This is a genomic window from Paenibacillus sonchi (assembly GCF_016772475.1).
Lineage (GTDB): Bacteria > Bacillota > Bacilli > Paenibacillales > Paenibacillaceae > Paenibacillus_AQ > Paenibacillus_AQ sonchi.
The window spans coordinates 763,854-789,644 of record NZ_CP068595.1 but is presented as its reverse complement, the minus strand read 5'-3'; the positions used below and the strand labels follow the sequence as shown (position 1 = coordinate 789,644).

Genomic DNA, 25,791 nt, shown 5'->3' with positions numbered 1-25,791 from the left:
CATTTTCCCAGAACGCCCGCAGCAAGGCCTTTTGTGAGTAAATGATTGTATTCGTAACCCCCGGGACGCTGTAATGTGGGGCTTGTAACCAATTACAAGTTAAACGGAGGTCAAATTGGCATGAACAAAAAATCCTTCACCCTGCTCCTGTCCGCGCTGCTCACATTCAGCATGTTGACGGCGTGTTCAGGCAACAACAACAAGAATAATGAAGCTGCCCCAGGCAATGCGGGAACCGGCGGCGGAACGGACGCCGCAACAGCGGCACCGGAGCCGGAAAAACCGACAGAGATCAAGATTATGCTGCCGCTGAATACGACAGAGACTCCACCGGATACGATCAAAACCGAAGTGGAGAAGCTGACCAACACGAAGCTGACCTATCAGTTTTACCCGGCAGATACGTATGAAGAGAAGCTGAACTCCTCGTTCGCCACCGGCTCCCTGCCGCAGGTCACTTACCTGAAAAATCAGACGACTTTTATTCAAATGAAGGAATCGATGAAGGACGGGCAGTTCTGGGAGATCGGGCCGCTGTTAAGCGAATTCCCCAATCTCAATAAGCTGAAGCCGGAAATCCTGAATAATACCAAGGTAGACGGCAAGCTGTATACCTTGTACATTGGACGGCCGCTGGCGCGCCAGGGCATCATTTACCGCAAGGACTGGGCCGACAAGCTGGGGCTGAAGCCGCCTGCAAATGTGGATGAGCTGTTCGCTATGGCCAAAGCGTTCACGGAGCAGGACCCGGACGGCAACGGCAAAAAAGACACCACAGGTATTGTAGACCGCAACGAGCTGGTGTACGGCGCATTCAAAACCGTATCCTCCTGGTTCGGCACTCCGAACAGCTGGGGAGAGAAGGATGGCCAATTAGCACCTGAATTTGAATTCCCGCAATACTACGATACTATGGATTTCTTCAAAAAAGCCCGCGATGCCGGTTACATGAACCAGGACTTCGCAGCTACCAGTAAAACGGATGCCGTTAACATGTTCGTGAGCGGCAAGGCCGGAATGTACATTGGCGGCTCTATGCAGGATATCGATACCCTCAACAAGGATCTGGTCAAAAACTACCCGGATGCCGTGCTCGATACGCACAGTATGGTTGCCGGTCCGGACGGCAAATTTGCGCAATGGATGATTCCGGGCTACAACAATGTGGTGCTGTTCCCGAAATCTGCGGTTAAGGACGAAGCTGAGCTGAAGAACATCCTTGCATTTTTTGACAAAATGATGACTCCGGAGGTGGCTAATCTGATGTACTGGGGGATCGAAGGCACCCACTATACGGTGGTAGACGGCAAAGCCAAACCTGCGGATGACAAAGAGCTGATCGAACGCGAAGTCAAAGGCTTCAAGGACAGCGTGATCGGTGAAGCGGAGACCAATGGCATGTACCAAAGCCTGAACGTGCTGCCGGGCAGAATCCATGCGGAGGAATTGCTGCTGGAGAATGTCAAGGTGGGTGTAGCTGATCCCACGGCTGCGCTGGATTCGGCCACCTATACTTCCAAAGGCGTAGAGCTGCAGCAGATCATTTCGGATGCCACCTATAAATATATCTACGGGCAAATTGACAAGGCCGGATTCGAAAAAGAAGTCCAGGCCTGGAAGGAGCGCGGCGGCCAGAAAATTATTGAAGAATACAATGCCGTGTACAAGAAATAGGCAGCACCCTTGTGAGTGACTGATGCCATTGAAGCTGAAAAGGCTGCTAACAACGGATATAAAGCGGCCTTTTCAGATTATTTCAAACTACCTATTGGGGGCGCCGGCAGTCAGGTAGCCATTAAGAAGCAGAAAGGAAGAGTATTATGCAGGAAGTCTCCGCTCAGCCTGGTGTGGTTCCCGAGCTGAAGCCCAAGAGCTACAAGAGCAGCAGCGAGCTTAAGAAACGTCTGTGGAGAAACAAATTGCTCTACGTCATGCTGCTGCCGGGTGTGCTGTATTTTGTAATTTTCAAATATTTGCCTATGTATGGATTGATTATTTCGTTTCAGGATTACAAGCCTTACCAGGGGATAACAGGAAGTGAATGGGTGGGGATCGAGCATTTCCAGCGGCTGTTCACAGAGCCGGATTTCCTGAATATTTTGGGGAACACCTTGATTTTGTTCGGCATGAACATTTTATTTTATTTTCCGATTCCGATTATTCTGGCTTTGATGCTGAATGAGCTGAGAGGCACCTTTTTCAAAAGAACCTTTCAGACGCTTATCTATCTGCCCCATTTCATGTCCTGGGTGATCGTCGTTTCCATTTCTTTTGTGATGACGACGATGGACGGCGGGATTATCAACGAGCTGCTGTCCTATTTCGGGTTCGAAAAGATTAATTTTCTGCTGAGTCCCGGCTGGTTCAGGCCGATGTACATTATTCAGATCATATGGCGCGAAGCGGGCTGGGGAACCATTATCTATCTGGCTTCAATTGCGGCCATTGACCCCGGACTCTATGAAGCTGCACGCATGGACGGTGCCGGACGGCTGAGACAAATCTGGCATATTACTCTTCCGGCGATCCGCGGCGTCATTGTTACCCTGCTTATTCTGAAAATTGGTTCCGTGCTCGATCTTGGATTTGAACATGTGTATCTGCTGCTTAACTCCATGAATCGAGAGGTCGCGGAAATTATTGATACGTATGTATACACGGCAGGGCTTAGACAAGGACATTTCAGCTACAGTACAGCTATTGGATTCTTCAAGTCAATCATTGGGCTCATTATGGTCATGTCGGTTAACAAATTGTCCAAGAAAATGGGCGAAGAAGGCGTTTATTGAGAACCAGCGGGAGGAATTTGAAATGGTAGAAGATCGCACGATCGGCGGCAGACTTTTTGCTGCTGTAAACTTTACCCTGCTTGCCATCATTACACTCATTACCGTGCTGCCGTTTATTCATGTGGTAGCCGGCTCATTCACGACCAGCGCGGAGCTTGCGGCCAACAAATTTGTGCTGTTCCCAAAGGTGTGGAGCTTTGAGGCCTACACCTTTATTTTCTCGACCAATACGATCATCAAATCCATGGGTGTCTCTATTGGAGTGACGCTCGTCGGCACGCTGTTCAGTATGTTAATTACTGCCCTGATGGCTTATGGCCTTTCCAGAAGGGATCTGGACGGCCGCAACGTGTTTAATTTTCTCGTAGTATTCACCATGCTGTTCCATGGCGGGATGATTCCCACTTTCCTGGTGGTGAAGGAGCTGGGCCTGATCGACTCGTATGCAGCTCTCATTCTGCCGTCGGCCATCAGCGCGTTCAACATGATTATCCTGAAGAACTTTTTTCAGAATATCCCTGAAGGACTCGAAGAATCGGCCAAAATCGACGGCTGCAACGACTTCGGCATTCTGTTCCGGATTGTGCTGCCTCTCTCTTTGCCGGCGATTGCGACCATTTCCCTGTTCTATGCGGTGACTTACTGGAACACTTACATGAGTGCGATTCTGTATCTGGATGACAGTGCGAAGTGGCCGATTCAAGTTCTGCTGAGACAAATTGTCGTGCTCGCGAGCGGCATGGATTACAGCGCCTCACTGGACGCGACCAATCCGCCGCCGGATCAGACGATCAAGATGGCCGTTATCGTGGTAGCGACGCTGCCGATTCTGATGATCTATCCGTTCCTGCAGAAGCATTTTGCCAAGGGGGCCATGCTGGGATCGATGAAGGGCTAAGAGTGAGTGGGAGAATAAAAAAGCAGAAGTGCTGAGGGAAGGTTTGGAACTGCTGGAAAGTTACTTATATAGTAGGAGGGGTATGGAGATGATAGGCAGTCTGCCGGCTACACCCATAGAATGGGCGAAACAGGCCTGTGATTCTTTAATGGATACTTACACAGCGGGAGAGCTGCCTCCAGCCCACCGCTGGCATTATCATCAGGGTGTGTTTTTGAGCGGTATGGAAATATTATGGGAAGCCGTCCGGGAGGAACGTTATATCGAATATATTCAGCAGTATGTCGATGATCTGGTGGATGAGAACGGGAACCTGTATTTTGCCCGTGATGAGCTGGATGCGGTTCAAGCCGGACTGCTGCTGTTCAACCTGCATAAACGGACCGGCAAGCAGAAATACCGGATTGCTGCCGACAAGCTGCGTAATCTGCTGCTGACGCTGAACCGGACCTCGGAAGGCGGATACTGGCACAAGGATAAATACCCGAACCAAATGTGGCTGGATGGGCTCTATATGGCCGGGGTATTCTCCTTGAAATATGCCAATGCCTACGGTGAAACCACCCTGCGTGAAACGGTGCTGCATCAGGAGCGGCTGATGCGGAGGCATATGAAGGATGAGGCTACCGGTCTCCTGTACCATGCCTGGGATGAGAGCAAGCGGATGCCCTGGGCCAATCCCCGGACCGGCTGCTCGCCGGAGTTCTGGAGCCGGTCGCTGGGCTGGTACGGGCTGGCCGTCTCGCAGTTTCTCGACTTGCTCCCGGCCGGGGACCCGGGCAGGGCAGAGCTTGCCGCCGAGCTGAGCGGCTTCGTTGAAGCGCTGATCCGGTATCAGGACAGGGAGAGCGGGCTGTGGTACCAGGTGGCCGACAAAGGCGACCATCCGGATAACTGGCTGGAGACTTCAGGCTCCTGCCTGTTCGTCTATACGATTGCCAAGGCTGTGAAGCATGGCATCGCCCCACCGGGAGCACTGGCTGCCGCCCGCAAGGGATATAATGGCTTGATCCGGGTGCTGCAGCAGGATGAACAGGGCAGGCTGATTCTGCCTGACATCTGCATCGGGACCTCGGCGGGCGACTATGAGAACTACGTCACCCGACCGAAGGTCAGCAACGACCTGCACGGCGTTGGCGCATTAGTCATGGCCTGCGTGGAGATGCAGTCTTTGTATGACGAGGCAGAGGCTGCGGGTTGAGGAATGTGCGGCAGGCGTTACGGGCTGAGTGGAGTAAGACTGGGTAATCGGTTCGCTGGCCGCAGCCGTTAGCGAACCGGCTAGGGCGGAACAACGGCAGAGGTGGCGTTGTTGTAGCGTCCTCGGAGGGAGAGGGGGAGGACAACGGCAGAAGTGGCGTTGTGGGAGCGCCCTCGGGGGAGAGGGGCAGGACAACGGCAGAAGTGGCGTTGTGGGAGTCCCCCAGGTAGCGTCAAGAAGTTAGTGTAAGAAGCGGACGTATCTTGTCGGGGCTTTGTTGAAGGTTAAGTGGAAAAAGGTACCTTAATTTGCTTGAACACCATGCGCTCGATAGACTAAGTGGAAAAAGTATCACTAATTTAGCCTGTTTCGCTCATAATGGGTTAATATTTCCTGATTAAATTCCCTTTTTCCATTTAAATCCTATAATTGGTGATTTGGTGGAGGGATAAGTTCCCTTTTTCCACTTGTTCACCTGCCACCGGAGGGACAAGGGGAGAACAACGGCAGAAATGCCGTTGTTGGAGCGTCACCGGCGGGAAGTGGGTGAAACAACGGCAGAAATGCCGTTGTTGGAGCGTCACCGGCGGGAAGTGGGCGGAACAGCGGCAGAAATGCCGTTGTTGGAGCGTCACCGGCGGGAAGTGGGCGGAACAGCGGCAGAAATGCCGTTGTTGGAGCGTCACCAGCGGGAAGTGGGCGGAACAGCGGCAGAAATGCCGTTGTTGGAGCGTCACCGGCGGGAATGAACCGTGGCCTTTTTGGGCCATGGTTCTTTTTATAATAAATGTTGCACGATATCCTTTATCCTTCTGTTTCTCGCAGAAACGATACCGTCCCTTAAAAGGACGGCGAAGCCGTTTCTGCTTGTGAGATAAAGTTTGCAGCCAGCGGAATGCATGAGGCTTATCCCCGCTTATCCTGCTTAAGTTCAAAGGGAAAAGGTAATACATATAAAGGGGTGCTCTGGCCGCGCTTGTTCTGGAGAATTTTTTTGCAATATCGAGTGCTAGAAGTTATAATTAGTACCAAGTACTAATATCAGATACTAAATTATGGGGTGATACTCTTGAAAGGTGCTAAAATTACCGCAATCGGAGCTTATGTACCGGCCCGGAGACTTACGAACAGCGATCTGGAGCAGATGGTGGATACCAATGATGAATGGATTGTCCAGCGGACCGGAATCCGTGAACGCCGGATCAGCCGCGAGGATGAATATACCAGTGATTTGTGTGCAGCCGCTGTACTGGATCTGATGAAGCGTTATGGCAAAAGCATGCACGATGTCGATATGATTCTCGTCGCCACCAGCACACCGGACTTCCCATTTCCTTCAGTTGCATCCGTTCTGCAGAACCGTCTCGGGATTCCCGCTACTGCCGGAGCCATAGACATGAGTGCTGCCTGCGCCGGGTTTGTCTATGCGCTGCATACGGCACATGCCTATGTCGCTTCTGGTCTGCACCGCAAGGTACTGGTGCTTGGCGCGGATGCCTTGTCCAAAATTACGGATTATACCGACCGGAGCACCTGCATTCTGTTTGGCGACGGGGCGGGGGCAGTGCTGGTGGAGAGTGATGAACAACTGGACGGCTTTGCCGGATTTCATCTGGGCAGCGACGGCAGCGGGGCGCATCATGTATACCGCACAGGCCTGTCGCACAGTGTGAATGAGGTTGAGCTATCAGATACGGGCAAGCTGGTGCAAAATGGCCGCGAAGTGTTCCGTTGGGCGGTGCGGACTGTACCGCAGGGTGTGCAGCAGGTGCTGAACAACGCCGGAATCGGCTTGGACCAGGTGGACTGGTTCATTCCCCACAGCGCCAATCTGCGGATGATTGAGCCGATTTGTGAACGGCTGGATTATCCTTTTGAGCAGGCCTTATATAGCCTTGAGTATTTCGGCAACACCTCTGCCGCAAGTATTCCGCTGGCTCTGGACTTAGGTGTACGCGAAGGCAAAGTTGTGAACGGCCAGCAGATTCTGCTCTATGGCTTCGGTGCCGGGCTGACGCATGCCGGTCAGCTGGTGAAGCTGGAGCTGGCTCCCGAGGTCTCGCCGCCTACTCCGCTATAACCGAAAAATGACGCCCAAAACCAGAAAAACCGCGCCTTGAACCCTTCCATCAAATAGGCGATTATATTATCGAAAGTATTTCGATTAGTATTAGCTGTTAGTGAAAGTAAAGTTTCGTTGGAGAGGGGGATGCTTCATAAAGGTGAATTGGAGTAAATGCAGGTAAGTAAAATATTCCTTGAAATAACTATCCGGGCGCCTTCCCCTGGTGTGATTGCACTTTGTACAATAAAAATTGCCCAAAATGGGGGAGGATTCGCTTCAACTGCACTTTGTACAGTTGAAAATCTAGAATTCCTCCTTTTTTGGGCAATAGGCACTTTCTAATTGCACAAAGTGCAGCAGAATCGAAATTTGGCTGATTTTGGCCCGTTTCTGTTGTACAAAGTGCAATTGGCCGGCTGCGTCTGGAGTTGCTGCTATGAAACGCATGATGAAGGTGCTTCCGTTGTAGCCGGTATCCTAGCTGCTGCGGCTGTAACGCCCGTCAGGACTTCCGGTTGCTGGGGCGGCCGGATTGAATCTGACAATTGAATTTTACCTTAAGCCGCCCCCAGGTTAGCCAGTCAACTTGCTCCCGCAGGATTCGCGGACGATCAGTGCCGGTTCGACGACAAAAGAGCCGCCGTCCGATTGGTTATTAATGAGGTCGTAAAGCATATGTGCCGCGAGGACGCCGAGGCGCTCTTTGTTCTGGCGGATTGTGGTCAGTGTGGGGCTGGTGTATTTGCAGGCTTCGATGTCATCGCAGCCTATGATGGCAACATCCTCCGGGATGCGCAGGCCCTGCTCCTTCAAGGCGCGGATTGCGCCGAGGGCAAGCAGGTCTGAGGCGGCGAAGATCGCTTGCGGCATACTGCCGCTCTCCAGCAACCGGCGCATAGCCGTATAGCCACTGGATTCGAAGAAATCATCCCCATGTACGAACCAGTTACGGTTCAGCGTCAGTCCAAAGCTTTCAACTGCCTTGACGAACCCGGCCTCCCGCTGATTGGAAATGTCCGAGTCGGCTGTGCTGCCGATAAAACCAAGCTCTCTGTGGCCCAGCAGATAGAAATGCTCCACCACCTTGGAGGCGATCTGAACATTGTCCGACATCACATATCCGGATTTTTTGCCCCGCAGCTCCAGGTCTACGCCGATGCAGGGAATGCTGCTCATATCGAGGTCGCGGATCGCCGGCTCCATTTTTTGCCCGGAGATGATGACACAACCGTCGACATTAAAATGCAGACAACGGGAGTAATAATCCCCGCTGCTGATGAATTTCTCGTTGGAAAAGAAGATCAGATCGTAGCCCAGCACACCCATCTGCTTCTTGAAGGCATTCAGCACCTCAACAAAAAAAGGGTGCGTAAACTCTACATTCAGCTCGCCGGCAAAAATCACCCCGATCAGGCTGGACTTTTTGGTGGCCAGTGTCTTGGCGGAGTTGGAGGGGAATATCCGGTCTGTTCGATAATTTCCATGACCCGTTTTTTGGTTTTTTCGGAAACATCGCTGTAATTGTTTATGATTTTCGAAACTGTGGAGACGGAGACTCCCGCCATTTCTGCGATTTTTTTGATATTCAGTTGCATGGAAATCCACCCTCCGCTATTCAGTGCACTTAGTCCAAAAAGACGGCCACACCGCGCTTATTCATGAATTTAAGTCTATTCAACTTGCCGGAGCAAGTCAAACGGTTTTGCAGGATAGCTGCGGTAATCAGAGGGTGTGGAGATGGACTAAGGTATGTTGGCGTAAATAAAATCGAAACCGCTTTCGTTTTATCTGGAAAGAACCATAGATTTCGAGGAGGAATGAACAGAATGAAAAAAAAGGCATCCGCTCTGCTTACTGTCTTGGCTCTGCTCTCAGGATTGCTGTCCCCGCTGGGCGGCGGGCATATTGCCGGGGCTGCTTCGGGCCAGTCTGTCAAGGCTGCGGATTCAGCTGTCCAGACAGGCAGTGTAACGGCAGCAGAGGGCAAGTCTTCCGGTTACAATGGGTTGAAAGCGTTTACGGATGTTCCGGCGGATAGTTGGGCAGCCCGGGCTGTGCAGCGCTGGATTGAAAATGGAATTGTCGCAGGCTATGGAGACGGCACATTCCGGCCGGATGCTCCGGTGTCGAAGGCGGAGTTTGCCGTAATTATGAACCGTATTTTTAATTATAGCGCGAAATCGGCTACCCTCCCTGACGATGTGCCTGCGGCCGCATGGTTCAGCAGTGAGATTGCCAAAGGCATCGCCGCAGGTTACTTGATCGCAGGCAAAGACGGCCGCCTTGAAGCGTCTGCTCCGTTGACGCGTGCGGAGGCGGCTGTGGCTTTGCAGAAGATTTTTCGGCTGGACACCGGGGGGCAAGCGGCTTACAGCGATCTGGCCGGGACAGATAATGAGGTTAGGGATGCAGCGGCAGCGCTTTCGGGTGCGGGGTATGTAAAAGGCTATCCTGACGGCTCATTCAAGCCGCAAGGACGGATTACCCGCGCAGAGCTCGCCCAAACGCTAGACCGGATGGTGCCGGGTCTGGTGCGCTCTGAAGGGGAGGTCACCCTTGGTAAGGTACAAGGAAACGTGGTGCTGAACCATGCCGGTATCACACTAAAGGATACTGTAGTTGAGGGCAATCTGTATCTCTCGGAGGGGATTGGAGAGGGTAAAATAATACTTGAAGGAATAAAAGTTAAGGGTACGACGTTCATTCTCGGCGGCGGAGAGCAAGGCGTGGGCCTCCAGAACAGTGTGATTGGCAAAGTCCAGGCGGGCAAGCCGGATGGAGATATCCGTATGTATGCCAGCGGGACAACCTCGGTGGGAACGGTGCTGCTGAATTCCGGTGCCACCCTGGAAGAGACCGGGTTGACCGGTACGGGCTTCACAGATGTGGAAATCTCAGCCGCAGTAAAAGCAGCAGTGCTAAAAGGAAGCCTCACCGCTGTCTCCACAGCTTCATCCGCCACAGGCAGCGTTAAGCTGACGCTCTCCGGCAAGGTCGGCAAGCTTACCCTGGGCAGTCCTGGCCAGGTTGTGCTTGCAGATCATGCGCAGGTCGCGGAGCTGCTGCTTACCGCGGCTGCCAAGGGCACGGCCCTTCAGGGCAGCGGCAGCTTCGGCGCCGTCGTGAACAACGCCGAAGGCGTCACCGTCAGCGGCGTTCCGCTGAAGCCGGGCAGCAGCGGGCCGGTGGCCGTACCGCCCGCCGCCACCCAGGCGCCGGCCGGCGGCTCCGGCACGTCCCCGACGGCCACGCCGACCGCCACGGCCACGCCAACCGCCACGGCCACGCCAACAGCTACGGCAACGCCAACGGCCACGGCCACGCCGACCGCCACGGCGACGCCAACAGCCACAGCGACACCAACGCCTCCGGCTGATCCCTGGACGCTGGTGTGGAGCGATGAGTTCAATGACGGCACCATTGACCCGGCGAAGTGGACGTATGACCTGGGGGATGGCACGGCCGTCGGGAATCCGGGCTGGGGCAACAATGAGCTGGAATGGTACACGAATGAGGAGAAGAATGTGAAGGAAGCGGACGGGAAGCTGATCATTACCGCCCGCAAAGAGGCGCAGGGCGGCAAGGAATACACCTCCTCGCGGATCAAAACCAAGGATTTGTTCAGCAAAAAGTACGGTAAATTCGAAATCCGGGCCAAAGCGCCTGTTGGCAAAGGCTATTGGCCGGCCATCTGGATGCTGCCTGAGGATTATGTCTACGGTTCTTGGGCGGCCTCCGGGGAGATTGACATTATGGAAGGCTGGGGCAGCCGTCCGGGTACTGTCGCGGGTACACTCCATTACGGTTCCCAGTGGCCGGATAATGTGTATTCCGGCAAGGAATATGTGCTGCCGGGCAACTCCACCATTGAACAGTTCCACACCTATTCCCTGGAGTGGGAGCCTGGAGAAATCCGCTGGTATGTTGACGGTGTACTGTATTCAACTAAAAATGACTGGTACAGCCGGAGCAATGGACAGCCGGCGAATAACGCTTATCCCGCACCATTCAACCAGGAGTTCCATCTGCTGATGAATCTGGCAGTCGGCGGTAATTTTGACGGCAATCCGACGGCGGAGACTGTGTTCCCGCAATCGATGGAAATTGATTACGTCAGAGTCTATGAGCTGACAGGGCGGCCTTACCGCCAGCCGGTACCGGTAACACTTACGAAGGAGCCTTACCTTGAAGGCTCACTGCCGCCGCTTGCGGACGGCAACCTGATCCACAACAACGGGTTCACCGAGCAGAAGGAAGGCGATGCCGGAATGGGCATCCCGAATACTGCACATTGGGTGCTGTATAAGGAAGCGGGTGCAGATGCGGCGGTATCACTGGAGCCGATTGGCGGGCAGAATTTCCTCAAGGTGAATATCAGCAGCCCTGGGGGAATTCGTACTCCATTCAGCCGCAGGCCATCGTATCTCTGGCGAAGGGGAGGTTCTACAAGCTCAGCTTCGATGCAAAGACAGACATCTCGCGGAATATCAGCGTCCGGCTCACGGGCGGAGAATCCCGCGGGTATCAGGCCTATTCCCCTTCGCTCAAGGCGGATTTGACCTCATCTCTGAAGCATTACGAAACGATGTTCCAGATGAAGGAGAACTCGGACATTGCAGCCCGGGTAGAGTTCAACCTTGGCACGAATGCTTCGCCGGTGTGGCTCGGCAATGCACGGCTCGAAGAGATCGACAGCATTCCGTTTGACCACGACAGCGCCAAAACGCCGCTCGGCAGCGGCAACCATCTCTATAACGGCACCTTTGATCTTGGTGAACCGGACCGGTTCAGCTACTGGCATGCCGAAGCCGCCGGAGGTGCAGAGGTCAGCCCAAGCGTTAGCGATACAGGCCGGTTAAATCTGCAGATCAGCGGGACTGGCGGCGATGGCGCGGATGTCCGTCTGCTGCAGAATGGAATATTCCTGGTTCAGGGCCAGGATTACAAGCTTGCCTTTGACATTGAGGTCCCTTCTCCGCGCACGGCGGTAATCGAGCTGCAAGGGAGGGACGGCACCGTCTACGCTTCAGAAACGGTCCTGCTGAAGGCAGGAGCCCAGAAGGCGGAGGCGGTATTCCCCGATCTGGCCGGAGCAACTGACACGCTGGGCCGGTTTGTGCTCCATCTCGGCAATGCAGCGGGTATTGTCCAGTTGGATAACTTCCTGCTGCTGCGCACCAGCTTCTACTATGATCCTTCGCTGGTCTATTATCCGCTGGTGAACGGGGATTTCAGCTTTGGCTTCAATAGCTGGGAGCGGCTGCTGACAGAGCAGGGCGGCGCGGCCACCGCTGCGGTTACAGAGGGAGCAGCCGCCTTCAACATTGCCAATACCGGCAACCAGCCCTATTCGGTAATGCTGTTCCAGAATGGGCTGAAGGTTGCCGGCGGCACCGACTATGTTATCGAATTCGACGCGAGTTCAAGTGTTGCCCGCAGAATCAGCGTCAATGTGGAGAATGCTTCGTATCAGCCTTCTTTTACACAGATCATTAAGATCACACCGGAAACCAACCATTACAGATTCGAATTCCGGCAAGGTGTGAATGATACTCTGGCGCTGAAGTTCCTGCTGGGCAAGGTCGACGGTGTGAGCATTCCGCAGGCGCATGAGCTGGTGATCGACAATGTGAGGTTTGAGATCAAGAATGCCCCGGCCAAACCGCAGGAGCTGCTCAGCGACAGTACGAACAACCGGGTATCGCAGCCGGTAGAACTGACGTTCAACGAGAATGCAGCATGGCGCAGCAGCATCACAGCCGTGAAGGTCAACGGCACAGCACTTGCCGAAGGGCAATATACCGTCCAAGCAGGCAAAATTACGATAGAACCAGCCGCTTTCCCTGCTGAAGGCAGTTACATGATCACTGTGGAAGCTGAAGGATATGTCAGCGCCACGGTAACGCAAACCATTCTGGCCAATGACAACAATCTGGTCGTCAACGGTTCGTTCGTTAACGGTACAACGGGCTGGTCCACCTGGTCCGGGGAAGGCGGCGTGTCATCTTTTAACGTGAATGAGGGTGTGGCGGAGATTAGAATTGACGTTGCCGGTACGGCGGCCTGGCACACGCAGTTTTACCAGGAGGGCATCCCGCTGGAGGCTGGAAAGACGTATGAGCTGAGCTTCAAAGCCAAATCGACCGTTCCAAGGCAGATTATCGTGGAGTACAGCGGCACCTCGGCCGCAGCGGCGCAGGCGAAGTTCGAGGTTACCGCGACCTGGGCAACCTACAGTGCCCGGTTTACCGTAGATAACAGTAACCCGCTGAAGCTGAACTATCTGATCGGTGCGGCAATGGGAGAAGACAAGACGGCGAATGGAATCCCGCATACACTCTCTTTTGACGACATTAGGGTGACAGAGGTGGAAGGCGGGGGCGGCACGCCAGTGGAACCGGCCAGCGGCAAGCTGGATAATGGAACCTTCGAACCGGCAAAGGGCTTAACAGGCTGGACGCAATATTTTGACGGGACCGGTTCAGCCGCCGCGAAGGATGGAGAACTGGCCGTGGCACTGACAGGTACGGGAACGGCCAACTAAGGCAGGCAATCATATTTACATTGATAACGTGAGTCTGACTGAAGCTCTGTGAGAGCGCAGCACTCCATAACAAGAAACAGCCGAAGTCCTTGGTTAAGGATCTCGGCTGTTTCTTTTTTGCGGCAATAGGAAAACCCGGGTGCAGTAAGCTCTAGGATTCTTTAGGAATCAGTTCGAAGATTTTGCCGGTTTCCAGTGCTTCAATCAGCTTCAGGAGCCAGCGGTAATATTTAATCGCTTCCTCAATTTTGACTTCATCAGTATTGAGCAGCTGTTCCACTTCCGGTTCATCCGCATAGTCGCTTTTCATTTGTCTGATTTCGTTCAGTGATTTGCTCAGCGCCGACATATTTCCTTCAACGGCTTTTCTCCATTTAATAGAGAAGTAATCACTGAAGTTCTGATGCCAATCGGGAACTACCTCGAACAAATCCTTCCGGGTGCCTTTTCCCCATACCTTGTCAATCATCTTCAGATCCAGCAGGGTGCGCACCCCTGTACTCATGGAAGTCTTGCTCATTCCCATAGTCCGGCTAAGCTCGTCCAGCGTTACAGGACCCTGATTGAAGTACATATAACCGTATAAATGCCCAATGGACAGTGTTATTCCGTACAAATCCATATTTTTGCCGATGGAATCGATGACGCGCTCCCGGGCTTTGCTGATTCTCTCTACTTGTTCGGGCGCAAGCCCTACTAAATCATTCATAAAGGTCCCTCCTGAGGTGTAGGCTAATGACTGCAAACCTCTATTGTGTATTGTAATCAAATCCCTGTGTATAAGTAAAGAATTCATCTGGAACGGGATTTGCCGTTAAACGGAGTATTCTTTACATAAAGTACGTAAAGTTAAAACTGTACACTAATTTTTAAGCGTATATGAACTTTGCGTCGCATTTCACATGTCCGTTACACTAGTTTGAGTGAAGCAAGACGAAAATTTGCTATACGGAAGAAGGAGGTCACCATGACAATTATTGAGGTGAAGCAGCTTACCAAGGTATTTGGTCATGATGCGGTACGGGCTCTTCCATTACTTGCGCAAGGATGGTCTAAAGAGAAAATTGCCCGGGAAGCCAAGCTGACGGTTGGAGTCAACAGGGCGGACTTCCGCATCGAAGAAGGAGAAATCTTTGTCATTATGGGGTTGTCGGGAAGCGGCAAGTCCACTCTGGTCCGGTTATTGAACCGTTTGATAGAGCCTACGGGGGGACAGGTGCTTTTTAGAGACAAGGATGTCGTCAAAATGAATCCTGAACAGCTCCGGCAGTTCCGCCGCAAAAATATCGGAATGGTATTCCAGAAGTTTGCGCTGTTCCCGCACCGCACGGTGCTGGCCAATGCCGAATATGGCCTTGAAGTGCAGGGGGTGGAGAAAAAGAAAGAACCCGGCTTGCCATGCAGGCTTTGGAGCTCGTAGGCCTTAAAGGCTGGGAGCATCACCATCCCGATCAGCTCAGCGGTGGGATGCAGCAGCGGGTGGGCCTGGCCCGCGGACTTGCCAATGATCCGGATATTCTGCTGATGGATGAGGCTTTCAGTGCGCTGGACCCGCTGATCCGCAAGGACATGCAGCAGGAGCTGCTGGAACTGCAGTCCAAAATGAAGAAGACGATTGTATTCATCACACATGATCTGGATGAGGCCCTGCGCATTGGCGACCGGATCGCTTTGATGAAGGATGGCGTGATTGTGCAGATCGGTACGCCGGAAGAGATTCTGATCCAGCCTGCCAACAAATATGTGGAGCGTTTTGTCGAGGATGTCGATCTGTCCAAGGTGCTGACCGCAGCACATGTGATGCGCCAGCCGGAAATGATCCGGCCGGAGCGCGGACCGCGCGTTGCGCTGCAATTGATGCGGGACAGCGGCGTCTCCAGTCTGTATGTGGCCGATAAAGAAATGAAGCTGCAGGGAGTGGTTACGGCAGAGGATGCGGCGCAGGCGCTTAAGGAGAATCGGCCGATTCTTGAGGTCATGCGCAGAGAGATTCCCCGTGTATCTCCGGATACGCTGCTGAATGATCTGTTTGAACTCATGTCCGAGACGCATCTGCCTGTTGCAGTTGTGGATGAAGCGGACAAACTGAAGGGCATTGTTATCAAAGGGGCCGTTCTGTCTGCCCTGGCGGGCAATGCGGTTCCGGAAGGGGAGGGAATGCGATGAATATTCCTAAGCTGCCGCTTGGCAAGGCTGTCGAATGGCTGGAGAATTGGTTAACCACCTACCTGGGGCCGTTCTTCGACTTCATTCATGCGGTTATCGGCGGAATGGTGAACGGTATCGAAACGGCGCTCACTATTCTTCCAGCCCTTGTGCTGATTCTGATTATAACCGCTTTGGCCTATTGGATCGGCAAGTGGCGCATGGCGCTCTTCGCGCTCGCCGGGCTGCTGCTGATTGACAATCTGGGTCTATGGGGGCCATCGATGCAGTCACTGGCGCTTGTATTGACGGCCTCGGTGCTGGCAGTGCTGATTGGCGTTCCGCTTGGGGTGCTCTGCGCGCAGAGCAACGGGGTCCAGAATACAGTGACACCGGTTCTGGACTTTATGCAGACCATGCCCGCATTTGTCTATCTTCTGCCAGCAGTGTCTTTCTTTTCACTCGGGGTCGTTCCGGGTGTCATTGCTTCCATTATTTTTGCTATTCCGCCTACCATCCGCCTGACCAATCTGGGTATCCGCCAGGTATCCCCGGAGCTGGTGGAAGCGGCTGATGCATTCGGTTCCACTTCGGGCCAGAAGCTGTTCAAGCTGCAGCTGCCGATTGCCCTGCCGACGATCATGGCCGGCATTAACCAGACGATTATGCTTTCACTGTCCATGGTCGTCATCTCATCGATGATCGGGGCTCAGGGCGTTGGCGCCTATGTATACCGGGCAGTGTCGCAAGCCAAGACCGGCGCGGGCTTTGAAGCGGGGATCGCAATCGTCATTATCGCGATACTGCTTGACCGCCTGACTCAGAAACTGGTGAAACCAAAAAAAGGATAGGAGTGTTATTGATATGAAGAAAAAAACCTGGGGAATGCTAATGCTGATTTTGCTCGTAGCGGTAGCCGCCGGATGTTCATCCAGTCCGTCCAAGGCTAAAACGGTGAAGCTGGCCTATGTGGCCTGGGATTCGGAAATTGCCAGCACTAATGTGGTCAAAGAGGTGCTTGAATCGAAGCTCGGTGCTTCTGTAGAAATGCTGCAGGTGGATGCCGGTCCGATGTGGGCCGGGATTGCTGACGGCAGTGCCGATGGCATGGTAGCCGCGTGGCTGCCGAGCACACATGCTTCTTACCTGGAGAAGTACGGACAGGATATGGAGGACCTGGGGGCTAATCTTGAAGGGACCAAGACCGGGCTTGCCGTTCCTGCCTATATGGATATCAAATCGATTGAGGATCTGAAGAATGCCGGTGTGGCAAAGTCCCTGAACAACCAAATTATCGGAATAGAGCCGGGCGCCGGCATCATGACTGCCAGCCAAAAGGCAATCGATGCCTATGGACTAAGCGATTACACCCTGCTGGAGAGCTCTTCGGCGGCGATGGCACAGGAGCTGCAAAAGGCTTATACGGACAATAAGCCGATTGTCGTTACCGGGTGGACACCGCACTGGATGTTTGCCAATATGGATCTGAAGTATCTGGATGATCCGAAAGGCGTCTATGGCGGGGCCGAGCAGATCCACACCATGGTACGCAAAGGCCTGAAGGAGGATATGCCGGATGTCTACCGTTTCCTGGATCAATTCCAGTGGACGCCGGAGGATATGGCGCAGGTAATGGTCGAAATCCAAGGCGGCAAATCTCCTGAAGATGCAGCGAAAGCCTGGGTTTCGGAGCATGAGGATCAAGTGAATACCTGGATCGCCGGAATCGAATAAAATCATTCTGCGTGAGCTGCAGAGTTTTGCAGCAGCTGAAAATGTGTGCTATGATGAGGGAACATAAGGCTACAATTCTGTAACCTGTACGCCGGTTATCATGTTCCTTACATTACACATCTTATAAGCAGATCCTATTCTATAAACACCCCGTGAGGGGTGTTTTTCTTGGAAATATAAGCATTCATATATTTTTCCGCCGTGGCTGTTCCTTCTTATACACAAGGTTGTATAGGCATTGACGGTGCTTTTCGGAAGATGAAAGGAGGTTGCTCCATGACAGAGACCATCAATGCCTGGATCGATTGGCTGCTGCAGTCACTTGGACTCAGCGGCCCGTACATTCTGCTGGTCACCGTCCCGCTTACGGTGCTGCAGAGCCTGTTCGGATTTTTCCCTTTGGCGGTATTAATTGTTCTGCACGTATCTGTATTTAATGTAATCGGAGGGATGCTTGTCAGCTGGCTGGCCTGTAATATTGGGGCGATGCTCACCTATTTTCTGTTCCGCCGTTTTCTTTTTGACTGGTTCGACCGGAAATGGCGCTCCAAGCTGAAGCGCTATGACAAATGGCAGCGTTATCTTGACCGCTACGGCGTCTGGACACTGGTGCTGCTGCGTACGGTCCCGATCATGCCCAGCAATGTCATCAATTTCATGTCGGCGGTTTCGCCGATGAAGGTCCCGGCATTTATTTGGGGGACGGTTCTTGGCAATCTTTCATACATCTGGCTGTTCGGAACGCTCGGCTCGACGCTCATTGTCTCCAGAGAGGAATGGAACGGCTTCCTTCTCTGGTACGGAGTGTTTGTTGTGATTCTTATCGGGATCTTCATCCGCCGCCACTGGGGACATCTTCAGGAGGATAAGCGCAGCCGGATGGAATAGCGGAGATTGTGTGGTTATCTAAAAAAGAACGCTGATGCTGCAGCCTGGCCCCACTTTTTGGGGTTATTTTGTGCGTGTCCTGAATAGCCTATAGTAACCGGAGGCGGCTAGACCTCCGGGAAGGTCGGGAGGGACAGAGGGCATGGGCAGAATCAAAAAATGGGGGAGCCGGAGCGCAAAGGTCCCCAATCTGGGACGGCTGAGGCTGCCCAGGCTAGGTTGGGTTGGCATTCCGAAAGCAGCGGGACGCAGCCCGGTGTTCAAGGCCAAGCCTTCCAGAGCGGGCAGCCGCTTGTCCGGTCAGGGCATACGGTATGGAAAGCCGAAGGGCAGGGGATTTTTGCGCCTGCGGGGCGGTGGTGAAGGGAAGAAGACTGAGGCCGGTTCTTCAGTACGGAGCCAGAAGCCGCGCAGACGGGGCAGGTTCTGGCTCATTCTCAGCCTGGTACTCATTCTGGCGGTACTGCAGAGCCTGCGTTATGTGGAGAAACATTTGAAGCCGCCCATTCTTCATTTGGCACAAATCCGTGTCAAGCAGATTGCTACTGAATCGATCAACAAGGCGATCACCACCCAGGTGGCCGATACAGGGAACGCTGAAGCGCTGATTGATTGGAAAACGGACAAAGAAGGCAAAGTATCGGGCTTCATGCTCAATTATAAGGAGCATATGCGCATTACGTCACAGGCGGCAGAGGTCATCCAGTCCACACTGCAAGAGCTGCATAATCAGACGGAGCGAATTCCGCTTGGTCAAGCGCTGGGAAGTTCGCTGATTGCTTCCTTTGGCCCCGATGTGCCGATTAAGATTGAACCACAGGGTGCGGTCAAGGTAGAGCTGAATACCCGCCAGAAGGATGCCGGAATTAATATGATTCTGGTCGAGGTATACATTCATATTGTGACCGAGGTTGCTGTCATTATTCCGTTCGATATGGAGCCGCAGGTAGTGGATACCGAAATTCCCGTTTCCTATCTGATGGTGGTCGGTGATGTTCCTATGTACTACTATGATAACCAGGGCCAGCCTGTTGGAGACAACGGAAGCAGCGCGCCGGGAATTGCCATTCCGGCACCTGCCGTAGACGGGAATAAGGCAGCGACACCGGTGCCAGACAGCAGCAACCCGGAAACCGGCAATTCCCCGGGAGAGGCTACCCAATCTCCGGATTCAGGTGCAGCGGATACGGGCCATACGGAGGAGGAAACCGGCAGCGGCTCCGGGGAAGCGGGCAGCGAGTGAACGCTTACACAAGTTCGTTCCGCTTATTGGATATGAACAGCGAGCGCTGCAGCAGCCTATCCGGAGCGATCACCACATCCTGAAGATTTCCTCTTGATCCCCGGCTTACGATTTCCTGTTCATTTTTCGGAATATACTCGACGCCTACGGATAGGCAGAGACTTTTTTTGAATAATATCTATGTAATTCCATTTCAGGGGAGTTTGGATGATGGAAAAGGAAAGTTAATATCTCACAGGGCAGGGATACCTGCAGTAAACCGCTCATACACTTTAGGTAGCATTATTTTTACCTAATGGAGAGTGAGCCCTAATGTCAGATTCTAATCATTCTGTCAGGAACGAGCGTCTGGCAGGCAGATACAGCTACCTGGAGCGGGAAGGGTTGCTTCCGCTGCCGGTGCAGGATGGCATAACCGTGGTGGTGGAGCTGCGTTATGCCGCGTGGGCCGGGGAATGTCTGAACCTTTTGCAGCAGCACTCCGGTGCTTCGATTTCATTGATTGGTGTTGCCATGGACACGGATTTTCCGCTAAAGCCGTTGGCGGAAGCTTTTCCGGGGCGGTCTTTATTCCCTATGAACCCGGAAAATATGGGGTGAACGAGGCTTTGGCTTATGCCGGGACCTCTTTTGTCGCGCTGCTTGAGGACCGTGTGATGGTGAGTCCCGGCTGGGTTGGCAATCTGCTGTGGCCGTTTATTGATGATCCTTCCGTCCAGGTGGCTGCACCCCGCTCTTCAACTGAGCCGGGTGAGGCCAGAGAGCGGCTGCATTTCGGCACTGAACAGGAATTGTCTGCTTATGTCACCCATTCGCTGGAACGGCGGCAGGGTGAATGGCATGAGGCCCCCGTGCTGTGCGGCTCCTGTCTGGTCTTTACCCGGGAGCTGCTGCAGCGTATCGGCGGGTTCGATTCCACGCTTGTCAAGCGGCAGCTGATGGTGGCCGACTGGTGCCTGCGGGCCCGTCAGCGGGGGGGCCGTCTGGTGCTGAGCGACTCTCTGTACGTTCACTCCCTGCAGCCGCTTCTTGAATCTCGTGCAAAAGCTGAACATGAAGACATGCAGGATGGAGTTCAAGCGTACCTGGCCAAATGGGGCCTGGACCACTGTGATGTGAACGTGGAGGAAGGGATTCTTCCGGTCCCTCCGGATGTTTCAGCTCTGCCGCCGAGGCCAGGGATAATGCTGGAAAAATCGACAGCAGCACCGGTTCCGCTCGTCACGGCTGTTGTCTATTCTGAAAGGCCTCTTATGCTTACATCCGAAGAATTCTGTGAATCCCAGAAGAGGCTGCAAGGGCAGCAGAGCTACGGCAATATCCGCTGGGTATGGATTAGGGACAGCCGCAGAGATGCCCTCCCCGAATTTCCGGTACGGGAGCAGGATGCGGTCATTGCGGTTCAAGGCGAGGGCTCCTGGCTGCATGCACTGGAGAATGCCGCTGCCTTATATGACAGCGAGATCATAGTATATCTCTCTGCTTCTGCAGATTACGACAGTCATTATGTGAAGCGGATTGCCGAGGCTGTCCTGCATGGTTCAGCCGACCTCGTGGTCAGCCGGGCGGATTCCGTAATAGAGGAGCCTGCATCCGTTCAGGGGCTGCCTCCCCTGATTCCGGTGAAGCTGCCTTTGGAGCGCATTGCCCACAGGAGCGGAATCGTTCCCGGCCGCATCACCAGACAGAAGGTATCCGGTCACGGTCTTCAACTGGAGCCGCAGCCTTCCCTGGCGATTGGATATATAGGCGGTCCGCCTGAAGCGAACATCCTCACCCGGCGTTCCGGCGGGGAGGTCCGCTTATGAATTACTTGATTCTCAGCCATGTCCCCTGGGAGGATTATCCCTATAAAAGACTGCTGGATCTTCTGCCGGAACGGGCAGAGGTCTGTTTTGCCGGCGCAATGGCTTCCGATCAGCAGGCTGACAGCGGGATCCGCCCGGTGTCCCTGGCGGAATTGAAAACTCTGGATGGCAAGGGGTATACCATACTTGTCTCTTCGCCCTATTGGCTGCAGGATGTGCTGGCTCTGAAGCCGGGCTATACAGTAGCGCTGCTGGAGCCGTGTCCCGAAGGCGAGGATAACTCGCTGTGGAATAAGTACAGCGCCCTGCTCGCCGCCAGGGCAGACCTGGTGGGTACGGTTTCGGAACGGTTATATCTGGAGCAGAATCTGTACAGACCGAAGGTGGTTTATCTCGGCGGGGATCATCCGTTGTCCTGCGGTCTGATGCGGCGGGGGGACCAGCTGTTTTTTCTGACTGACTATGAAGCCATCTGGATTCAGGCGCTTACGGAATTGTGGCAGCCCGCTTCCCCCGGGGCAGGGGGATGGCTGTTCATACAGCACCGCCTAAGAGCGGATTTCTACGTGTCCATGTGCGGGAAGATGCCTGTCCAGCCGACGGTGCATTATCTGGCTGCCACGTATTTGTATTTGCTGGGAGATGAAGCCGCCGGGCGTTATCTGGCAAGATCTTTTGAACTCATGCTGCTCCATGATTATACCGATTGCCTGCACTCCCATTACCGTTTTTTTTCGGCGATTGAAGCCAAGAAGGGCAATCTGGAGCTTGCCGTCGCCCAGTATGAGATCACAGCGTTTACCGAGGATGAGAGAAAGACAGCCGTACAGATGCGGCAATGGCTGGACAACGGGCAATCTGAACTGCTTGAGGCGGAAATTTACCGTGTGAATGAAGACATCGCTGAGGCTGTCCGGATTCTGGAGAACTTGTCCTGTCCCGAAGCGCAGCCGCTGCTGCTGCAGAATTACATCACCTCCTTTCAGTGGGACAAAGCGCTGCAGCTCCAGCGTGAATCCGGGCTAAGCAGCAGCGAGGCGGGAAATATTCCGCTGCCGGACGGTGCAGTGCTGCCAATCAGCGCGACGCACCCCGCAAGTGCGGTGCTGCTGGCCGGTACGGAAATTCCCGTATACGGCGGCATTCAGCTCCCGGTCATTGAAGGGACGCTGCATCTGCTGCATGGCAGAAGACATGCGGCGATCCGCAGCTTCCTGCGGGTGGCAGGAGCCGGCGGCGAAGCCCGCACATTATTCGCAGAGATGGCTGACCTGGAGGAAGCGGTAGGCCGGTTAAAGGGGGAGGACCGATGATCAACAAGGGGAGACCGCTGCGCAAAACCTCCGGGAACCGCCTGACCGCCATGATGCAGGTACGCAATGAAAGCGGACGCTATTTGGAACAGGTGCTGGAGGAACTGAGCGGTTTTGTGGACGATATTGTCATCGTGGATGACGCCAGCACAGATGGCACGGTACGTCTGTGTGAATCTTTTGCCAAAGTGACAAAGCTGGTGACGCTGGAAGGGTCACGGTTCAACCGGGAGTGGGAGCTCCGGCGGACCTTGTGGGAACTGGCGGTGTCGACGGACCCGGACTGGCTGCTGTCCGTGGACGCCGACGAATTCTATGAAGAAGAGGCCAAGCGGGAAATGCGCCGCCTAATAGATCAGGATGTGTACGACTGGGTGGCCTTCCGGCTGTATGACTTCTGGGGCGGCACCACGCATTACCGGGAAGACGAACACTGGAACATTCATACCAAGCACACCCGGACGCTGGTCCGTTATCTGCCGCAGTTTTATTATTTTACACCTCAAATGGATCATCATGTTCCCCGTCTGCCGCTGTCCTACGCGGTCCTGCCGGGGTTCCTGACCGAGCTGCGCGTGAAGCACTACGGCTGGGCGCTGCCGCCCGAAGCCCTCCGTGAGAAATATGACCGCTACATGAAGCTGGACCCCGAGGGAAAATGGGGCAGCCTGGAACAGTACGCCTCCATTTTGGATGAGAATCCCCGTCTAGTGGAGTGGCAGGAACGGCGGGGACTTGGCAGCCCGGAATAGCGATTGGATACTGGCAGTAGCTTGAATAGAGTAGCTTGAAATTCGGCTGCATTTTGTACAACAGAATTGTCAAAATTGAGGGGGATTAACCCAGTTCATTGTACTTTGTGCAGTAGAATTTAGCAGAAACCCTTTAAATCACCGAATTAGCCGATTTCTATTGCATGAAGTGCAATTGAATCCTTTACAGAGTTGATTCACTAACATTCTATTGTACATTCTGCAATCTGAGGATGTCTGCACTGGGAATCGATTATACTCCTCGGGCTATTTTCGCATTTCCTGCCCTTTTTGCACACTAGCGCTTCTCACACTTTACGCACTTTATGGACTATACGCATTCTCATTCGCTCATTCACTCACATCTCGCATTTTACAAGCCGTCACGAAGCGCTGTTCTTACAAGCAGCAGCCAAGGAATCCTTCCCTGTAGCCCGTTATCCGGAAAAGCCTCTGCCGCCGGCTGCGGCTGCGTTACCCGATTGGCGCAGCGCGTTTTCGGCTGCCGGATCAAGCTGCGGCACCCTTCCGCAGGAAGCAGCTATGGCGCATAGAGCAGCCATTCGGCCGGGCTGCCAGCTGCACCGCCGGACTGCTGCGCATGGCTGCTGTATTTTCAGCAGATGGTAAGGCTCCAGCAATTGTCCTTCTTCCAGCAGCAGAGCCGCGCAGCTCTCCAGCAGATCTGTGAAATCAGGGAATAAGCGGAGCCCTTCCTTATATACAGCCTTGGCTTCTTCTGCGCGTCCGCTGGATTGCAGGGCATAGGCCGTCTTCAAATAGATATCGGCAAAATAACCGGGGTCCGCAGGGGCAGACTTCAGGAGCGGCAGCAGAACATCAGCAGCAGTTCCATACTCTCCCAGCTGGTAATATTCGGTTCCCAGCGCATACTGCAGGGGAGGCTCGCCGGATCATGCCGCAGCGCTTCATGGATCAATTTCAGATTGCGGGCAGTTTTGTCTTTGCGCCTCAGCTCATCCTCCAGGTAGCCGTAATGCTGGACAGGCAGCGCTGCATACGCGATTTTTCCGTCGGCCAGGGCCCAGATGCTGCTTGCGGCTTCCTCATGAATCGTTCCCCGGAACTTAATGCGTTCATCGTTACGGAACAGCCTGCAGACGTTGTCCGTCACGTATTCTCCATTGGCAGCTTCCCCTACATAGTGGATAAAAGGCAGGAAGTAGCCGTGCACATGCTCTGCGCCGAGCAGCACGTTCAGAGCGTCGGCCGGCCATCCGAGATCAGTGTCCGCAGATTATCGGGGTTTGCCTGAAACGAACTGAAGTTTGGCAAAAGGATTCATCCTCTCTTACTAGAATAGGAAGAACAACCTGCTCATAGTAAAAATCCCAAACCGTCGTCTGGGTTTTCAAAAAAGCGGGCTGCGATCAGACAATAGCCTGTACAGATGAACAAAAACCATTCGAATGTTGTGATATTACTATACGGAAAAGTTTCGAGAATGACTGGGCAGGCAAACTCAATTACCGGCAGAATTGACCGTTGAGGTCTATTTTTCTTAAAATGGGATAAATAAGGGCATGCTACATAATAACTTCAGGCTCAATCATTCCCAGTGAAAAGAGGACATATATGGAAAGCTGTCTGTTCATCCATGGCTTTACAGGGGTGAGTACGAAATCTCGCCGCTGGCGCAATTTCTGGAGCAGCATGATTACCATGCCAGAACGTTTACACTCAAGGGGCATGGGGGCAGCCGAAATGATCTGCTGCAATCTGACAGGCATGATTGGCGGCAAAGCGCTGAAGATCAGCTGCAGGATCTGCTCCTCGGCAGTGAGGGCGTGCATCTGATCGGTTTTTCGACCGGGGCACTGATCGCTTCCTATTTGTCGGTACAATATCAAGACCGCATCAAGTCGCTTACCCTGCTGTCCACCCCGTCTTTCCTTTGAATCTGCTGGAGATTGCAAGAACCCTGGGCAGCCCGGTTATGGTTAGAAACTACCTTAGCAAATTCGGGACGACTCCGGCGAAGGCTACCAAGGAATTTTTGCGTCTGGTGCGGGAGAGCTTCAACATTTATCCGCAGATTAAGATCCCGACTCTGATTGTTCAGGGCCGGAGAGATCATCTCGTGAGAGCCAAAAGTGCGGCTTATCTGCAGCGCACGATCCCCTCAGGAAGCAAGCGGGTATTAATGGTGGAGCGAAGCGGACATATGCTGTGCCACGGTGAACACAGCGGGCAGATGATGAATGAAGTGCTGCAGTTTATGCGGACCTCCGGCCGTGCCGGACTGAATTGAATTGCGCCGGAAGTGCCTGAACCTGGCAAACCCTCCTTCACAACAAGCGTGGAGGAGGGTTTTTGGCGTGCCATATTCCGTTGACATCCCTTAGTCGGTATGATAGTTTCTATTTAGGGAAACCGGTTTCCCTATCATT

The 25,791-nt window shown here is 53.6% G+C and carries 21 protein-coding genes and 2 pseudogenes; 19 read left to right on the top strand and 4 right to left on the bottom strand.

Annotation, left to right across the window (positions count from 1 at the left end; translation table 11 throughout):
• Nucleotides 1–120: 120 nt before the first annotated feature.
• The 6 genes from JI735_RS03580 (at nt 121) to JI735_RS03555 (ending at nt 6,968) form a co-directional block, all read left to right on the top strand.
• Nucleotides 121–1,674 (top strand): extracellular solute-binding protein, encoded by a 1,554-nt coding sequence (locus JI735_RS03580; RefSeq protein WP_039832936.1) that lies wholly within the window; start codon nt 121–123, stop codon nt 1,672–1,674.
• Between the two features lie 146 nt (nt 1,675–1,820).
• Nucleotides 1,821–2,789 (top strand): ABC transporter permease, encoded by a 969-nt coding sequence (locus JI735_RS03575; protein WP_039832937.1) that lies wholly within the window; start codon nt 1,821–1,823, stop codon nt 2,787–2,789.
• A gap of 22 nt (nt 2,790–2,811) precedes the next feature.
• Entirely contained in the window at nt 2,812–3,687 is an 876-nt protein-coding gene (locus JI735_RS03570) for a carbohydrate ABC transporter permease (RefSeq protein WP_020425769.1), read from the top strand.
• A gap of 88 nt (nt 3,688–3,775) precedes the next feature.
• On the top strand, nt 3,776–4,888 hold the full coding sequence (locus JI735_RS03565; protein ID WP_083886366.1) for a glycoside hydrolase family 88/105 protein: 1,113 nt from the start codon (nt 3,776–3,778) through the stop codon (nt 4,886–4,888).
• Between the two features lie 512 nt (nt 4,889–5,400).
• Nucleotides 5,401–5,637, top strand: coding sequence for a hypothetical protein (locus JI735_RS03560; RefSeq protein ID WP_202677066.1), 237 nt, complete (start codon nt 5,401–5,403; stop codon nt 5,635–5,637).
• A gap of 320 nt (nt 5,638–5,957) precedes the next feature.
• On the top strand, nt 5,958–6,968 hold the full coding sequence (locus JI735_RS03555) for a ketoacyl-ACP synthase III (protein WP_039832941.1): 1,011 nt from the start codon (nt 5,958–5,960) through the stop codon (nt 6,966–6,968).
• Nucleotides 6,969–7,526: 558 nt separating this feature from the next.
• Here the strand turns inward: JI735_RS03555 and JI735_RS03550 are convergent.
• Nucleotides 7,527–8,542, bottom strand: a pseudogene (locus tag JI735_RS03550) (LacI family DNA-binding transcriptional regulator).
• A gap of 237 nt (nt 8,543–8,779) precedes the next feature.
• Here JI735_RS03550 and JI735_RS03545 point away from each other — a divergent pair.
• Both JI735_RS03545 and JI735_RS36800 read left to right on the top strand, forming a co-directional pair.
• The gene (locus JI735_RS03545; RefSeq protein WP_202677064.1) at nt 8,780–11,512 is read left to right on the top strand and encodes an S-layer homology domain-containing protein; all 2,733 of its coding nucleotides are present in this window, start codon (nt 8,780–8,782) and stop codon (nt 11,510–11,512) included.
• A complete protein-coding gene (locus tag JI735_RS36800) occupies nt 11,509–13,497 on the top strand; it encodes a carbohydrate binding domain-containing protein (RefSeq protein ID WP_202677063.1) in 1,989 nt (662 codons plus the stop codon). Before JI735_RS03545 ends, JI735_RS36800 begins: the two co-directional genes overlap by 4 nt.
• A gap of 151 nt (nt 13,498–13,648) precedes the next feature.
• On the opposite strand, the gene JI735_RS03535 is transcribed toward JI735_RS36800, so the two are convergent.
• Nucleotides 13,649–14,206 (bottom strand): GbsR/MarR family transcriptional regulator, encoded by a 558-nt coding sequence (locus tag JI735_RS03535; protein WP_039834310.1) that lies wholly within the window; start codon nt 14,204–14,206, stop codon nt 13,649–13,651.
• 258 nt (nt 14,207–14,464) lie between these two features.
• Between JI735_RS03535 and JI735_RS03530 the strand changes: the two are divergent.
• From JI735_RS03530 to JI735_RS03490, 9 genes and pseudogenes are all read left to right on the top strand, one after another.
• Nucleotides 14,465–15,663, top strand: a pseudogene (locus JI735_RS03530) (quaternary amine ABC transporter ATP-binding protein).
• Nucleotides 15,660–16,493, top strand: coding sequence for an ABC transporter permease (locus JI735_RS03525; RefSeq protein ID WP_039834308.1), 834 nt, complete (start codon nt 15,660–15,662; stop codon nt 16,491–16,493). Before JI735_RS03530 ends, JI735_RS03525 begins: the two are co-directional and overlap by 4 nt.
• A gap of 13 nt (nt 16,494–16,506) precedes the next feature.
• A complete protein-coding gene (locus JI735_RS03520; protein ID WP_039834307.1) occupies nt 16,507–17,376 on the top strand; it encodes a glycine betaine ABC transporter substrate-binding protein in 870 nt (289 codons plus the stop codon).
• A gap of 276 nt (nt 17,377–17,652) precedes the next feature.
• Nucleotides 17,653–18,264: a TVP38/TMEM64 family protein gene (locus tag JI735_RS03515; RefSeq protein WP_039834306.1), complete on the top strand. Its 612-nt coding sequence runs from the start codon at nt 17,653–17,655 to the stop codon at nt 18,262–18,264.
• Nucleotides 18,265–18,406: 142 nt separating this feature from the next.
• Complete coding sequence (yunB, locus tag JI735_RS03510; RefSeq protein ID WP_083886545.1) at nt 18,407–19,507, top strand: sporulation protein YunB; 1,101 nt, start codon at nt 18,407–18,409, stop codon at nt 19,505–19,507.
• A gap of 312 nt (nt 19,508–19,819) precedes the next feature.
• Entirely contained in the window at nt 19,820–20,107 is a 288-nt protein-coding gene (locus tag JI735_RS03505) for a hypothetical protein (protein WP_202677061.1), read from the top strand.
• Entirely contained in the window at nt 20,104–21,315 is a 1,212-nt protein-coding gene (locus JI735_RS03500; protein ID WP_202677060.1) for a glycosyltransferase family protein, read from the top strand. The genes JI735_RS03505 and JI735_RS03500 overlap by 4 nt, the downstream gene beginning before the upstream one ends.
• Entirely contained in the window at nt 21,312–22,628 is a 1,317-nt protein-coding gene (locus JI735_RS03495) for a hypothetical protein (protein WP_039834303.1), read from the top strand. The genes JI735_RS03500 and JI735_RS03495 overlap by 4 nt, the downstream gene beginning before the upstream one ends.
• Nucleotides 22,625–23,380 (top strand): glycosyltransferase, encoded by a 756-nt coding sequence (locus JI735_RS03490; RefSeq protein WP_039834302.1) that lies wholly within the window; start codon nt 22,625–22,627, stop codon nt 23,378–23,380. Before JI735_RS03495 ends, JI735_RS03490 begins: the two co-directional genes overlap by 4 nt.
• A 437-nt stretch (nt 23,381–23,817) precedes the next feature.
• Here the strand turns inward: JI735_RS03490 and JI735_RS03485 are convergent, their stop codons facing one another.
• On the bottom strand, nt 23,818–24,159 hold the full coding sequence (locus JI735_RS03485; RefSeq protein ID WP_202677059.1) for a hypothetical protein: 342 nt from the start codon (nt 24,157–24,159) through the stop codon (nt 23,818–23,820).
• A gap of 41 nt (nt 24,160–24,200) precedes the next feature.
• Entirely contained in the window at nt 24,201–24,596 is a 396-nt protein-coding gene (locus tag JI735_RS03480; RefSeq protein ID WP_202677058.1) for a hypothetical protein, read from the bottom strand.
• A 376-nt stretch (nt 24,597–24,972) separates the two neighbouring features.
• Between JI735_RS03480 and JI735_RS03475 the strand changes: the two genes are divergently transcribed.
• Together JI735_RS03475 and JI735_RS03470 are read left to right on the top strand one after the other, a co-directional pair.
• Nucleotides 24,973–25,299, top strand: coding sequence for an alpha/beta hydrolase (locus JI735_RS03475; RefSeq protein ID WP_202677608.1), 327 nt, complete (start codon nt 24,973–24,975; stop codon nt 25,297–25,299).
• Nucleotides 25,296–25,652 carry an alpha/beta hydrolase gene (locus JI735_RS03470; RefSeq protein ID WP_202677057.1) on the top strand — a complete coding sequence of 119 codons (357 nt, stop codon included), beginning with the start codon at nt 25,296–25,298 and terminating at the stop codon, nt 25,650–25,652. The genes JI735_RS03475 and JI735_RS03470 overlap by 4 nt, the downstream gene beginning before the upstream one ends.
• The last annotated feature ends 139 nt before the right edge of the window (nt 25,653–25,791 follow it).

Excerpts from the sequence above, each read along its gene's own strand:
- JI735_RS03580 (WP_039832936.1), top strand. The coding sequence starts at position 121 with ATGAACAAAAAATCCTTCACCCTGCTCCTGTCCGCGCTGCTCACATTC.
- JI735_RS03575 (WP_039832937.1), top strand. The coding sequence starts at position 1,821 with ATGCAGGAAGTCTCCGCTCAGCCTGGTGTGGTTCCCGAGCTGAAGCCC.
- JI735_RS03570 (WP_020425769.1), top strand. The coding sequence starts at position 2,812 with ATGGTAGAAGATCGCACGATCGGCGGCAGACTTTTTGCTGCTGTAAAC.
- JI735_RS03565 (WP_083886366.1), top strand. The coding sequence starts at position 3,776 with ATGATAGGCAGTCTGCCGGCTACACCCATAGAATGGGCGAAACAGGCC.
- JI735_RS03560 (WP_202677066.1), top strand. The coding sequence starts at position 5,401 with ATGCCGTTGTTGGAGCGTCACCGGCGGGAAGTGGGTGAAACAACGGCA.
- JI735_RS03545 (WP_202677064.1), top strand. The coding sequence starts at position 8,780 with ATGAAAAAAAAGGCATCCGCTCTGCTTACTGTCTTGGCTCTGCTCTCA.
- JI735_RS03535 (WP_039834310.1), bottom strand. The coding sequence starts at position 14,206 with ATGAATGATTTAGTAGGGCTTGCGCCCGAACAAGTAGAGAGAATCAGC.
- JI735_RS03525 (WP_039834308.1), top strand. The coding sequence starts at position 15,660 with ATGAATATTCCTAAGCTGCCGCTTGGCAAGGCTGTCGAATGGCTGGAG.
- JI735_RS03520 (WP_039834307.1), top strand. The coding sequence starts at position 16,507 with ATGAAGAAAAAAACCTGGGGAATGCTAATGCTGATTTTGCTCGTAGCG.
- JI735_RS03515 (WP_039834306.1), top strand. The coding sequence starts at position 17,653 with ATGACAGAGACCATCAATGCCTGGATCGATTGGCTGCTGCAGTCACTT.
- yunB (WP_083886545.1), top strand. The coding sequence starts at position 18,407 with ATGGGCAGAATCAAAAAATGGGGGAGCCGGAGCGCAAAGGTCCCCAAT.
- JI735_RS03505 (WP_202677061.1), top strand. The coding sequence starts at position 19,820 with ATGTCAGATTCTAATCATTCTGTCAGGAACGAGCGTCTGGCAGGCAGA.
- JI735_RS03495 (WP_039834303.1), top strand. The coding sequence starts at position 21,312 with ATGAATTACTTGATTCTCAGCCATGTCCCCTGGGAGGATTATCCCTAT.
- JI735_RS03490 (WP_039834302.1), top strand. The coding sequence starts at position 22,625 with ATGATCAACAAGGGGAGACCGCTGCGCAAAACCTCCGGGAACCGCCTG.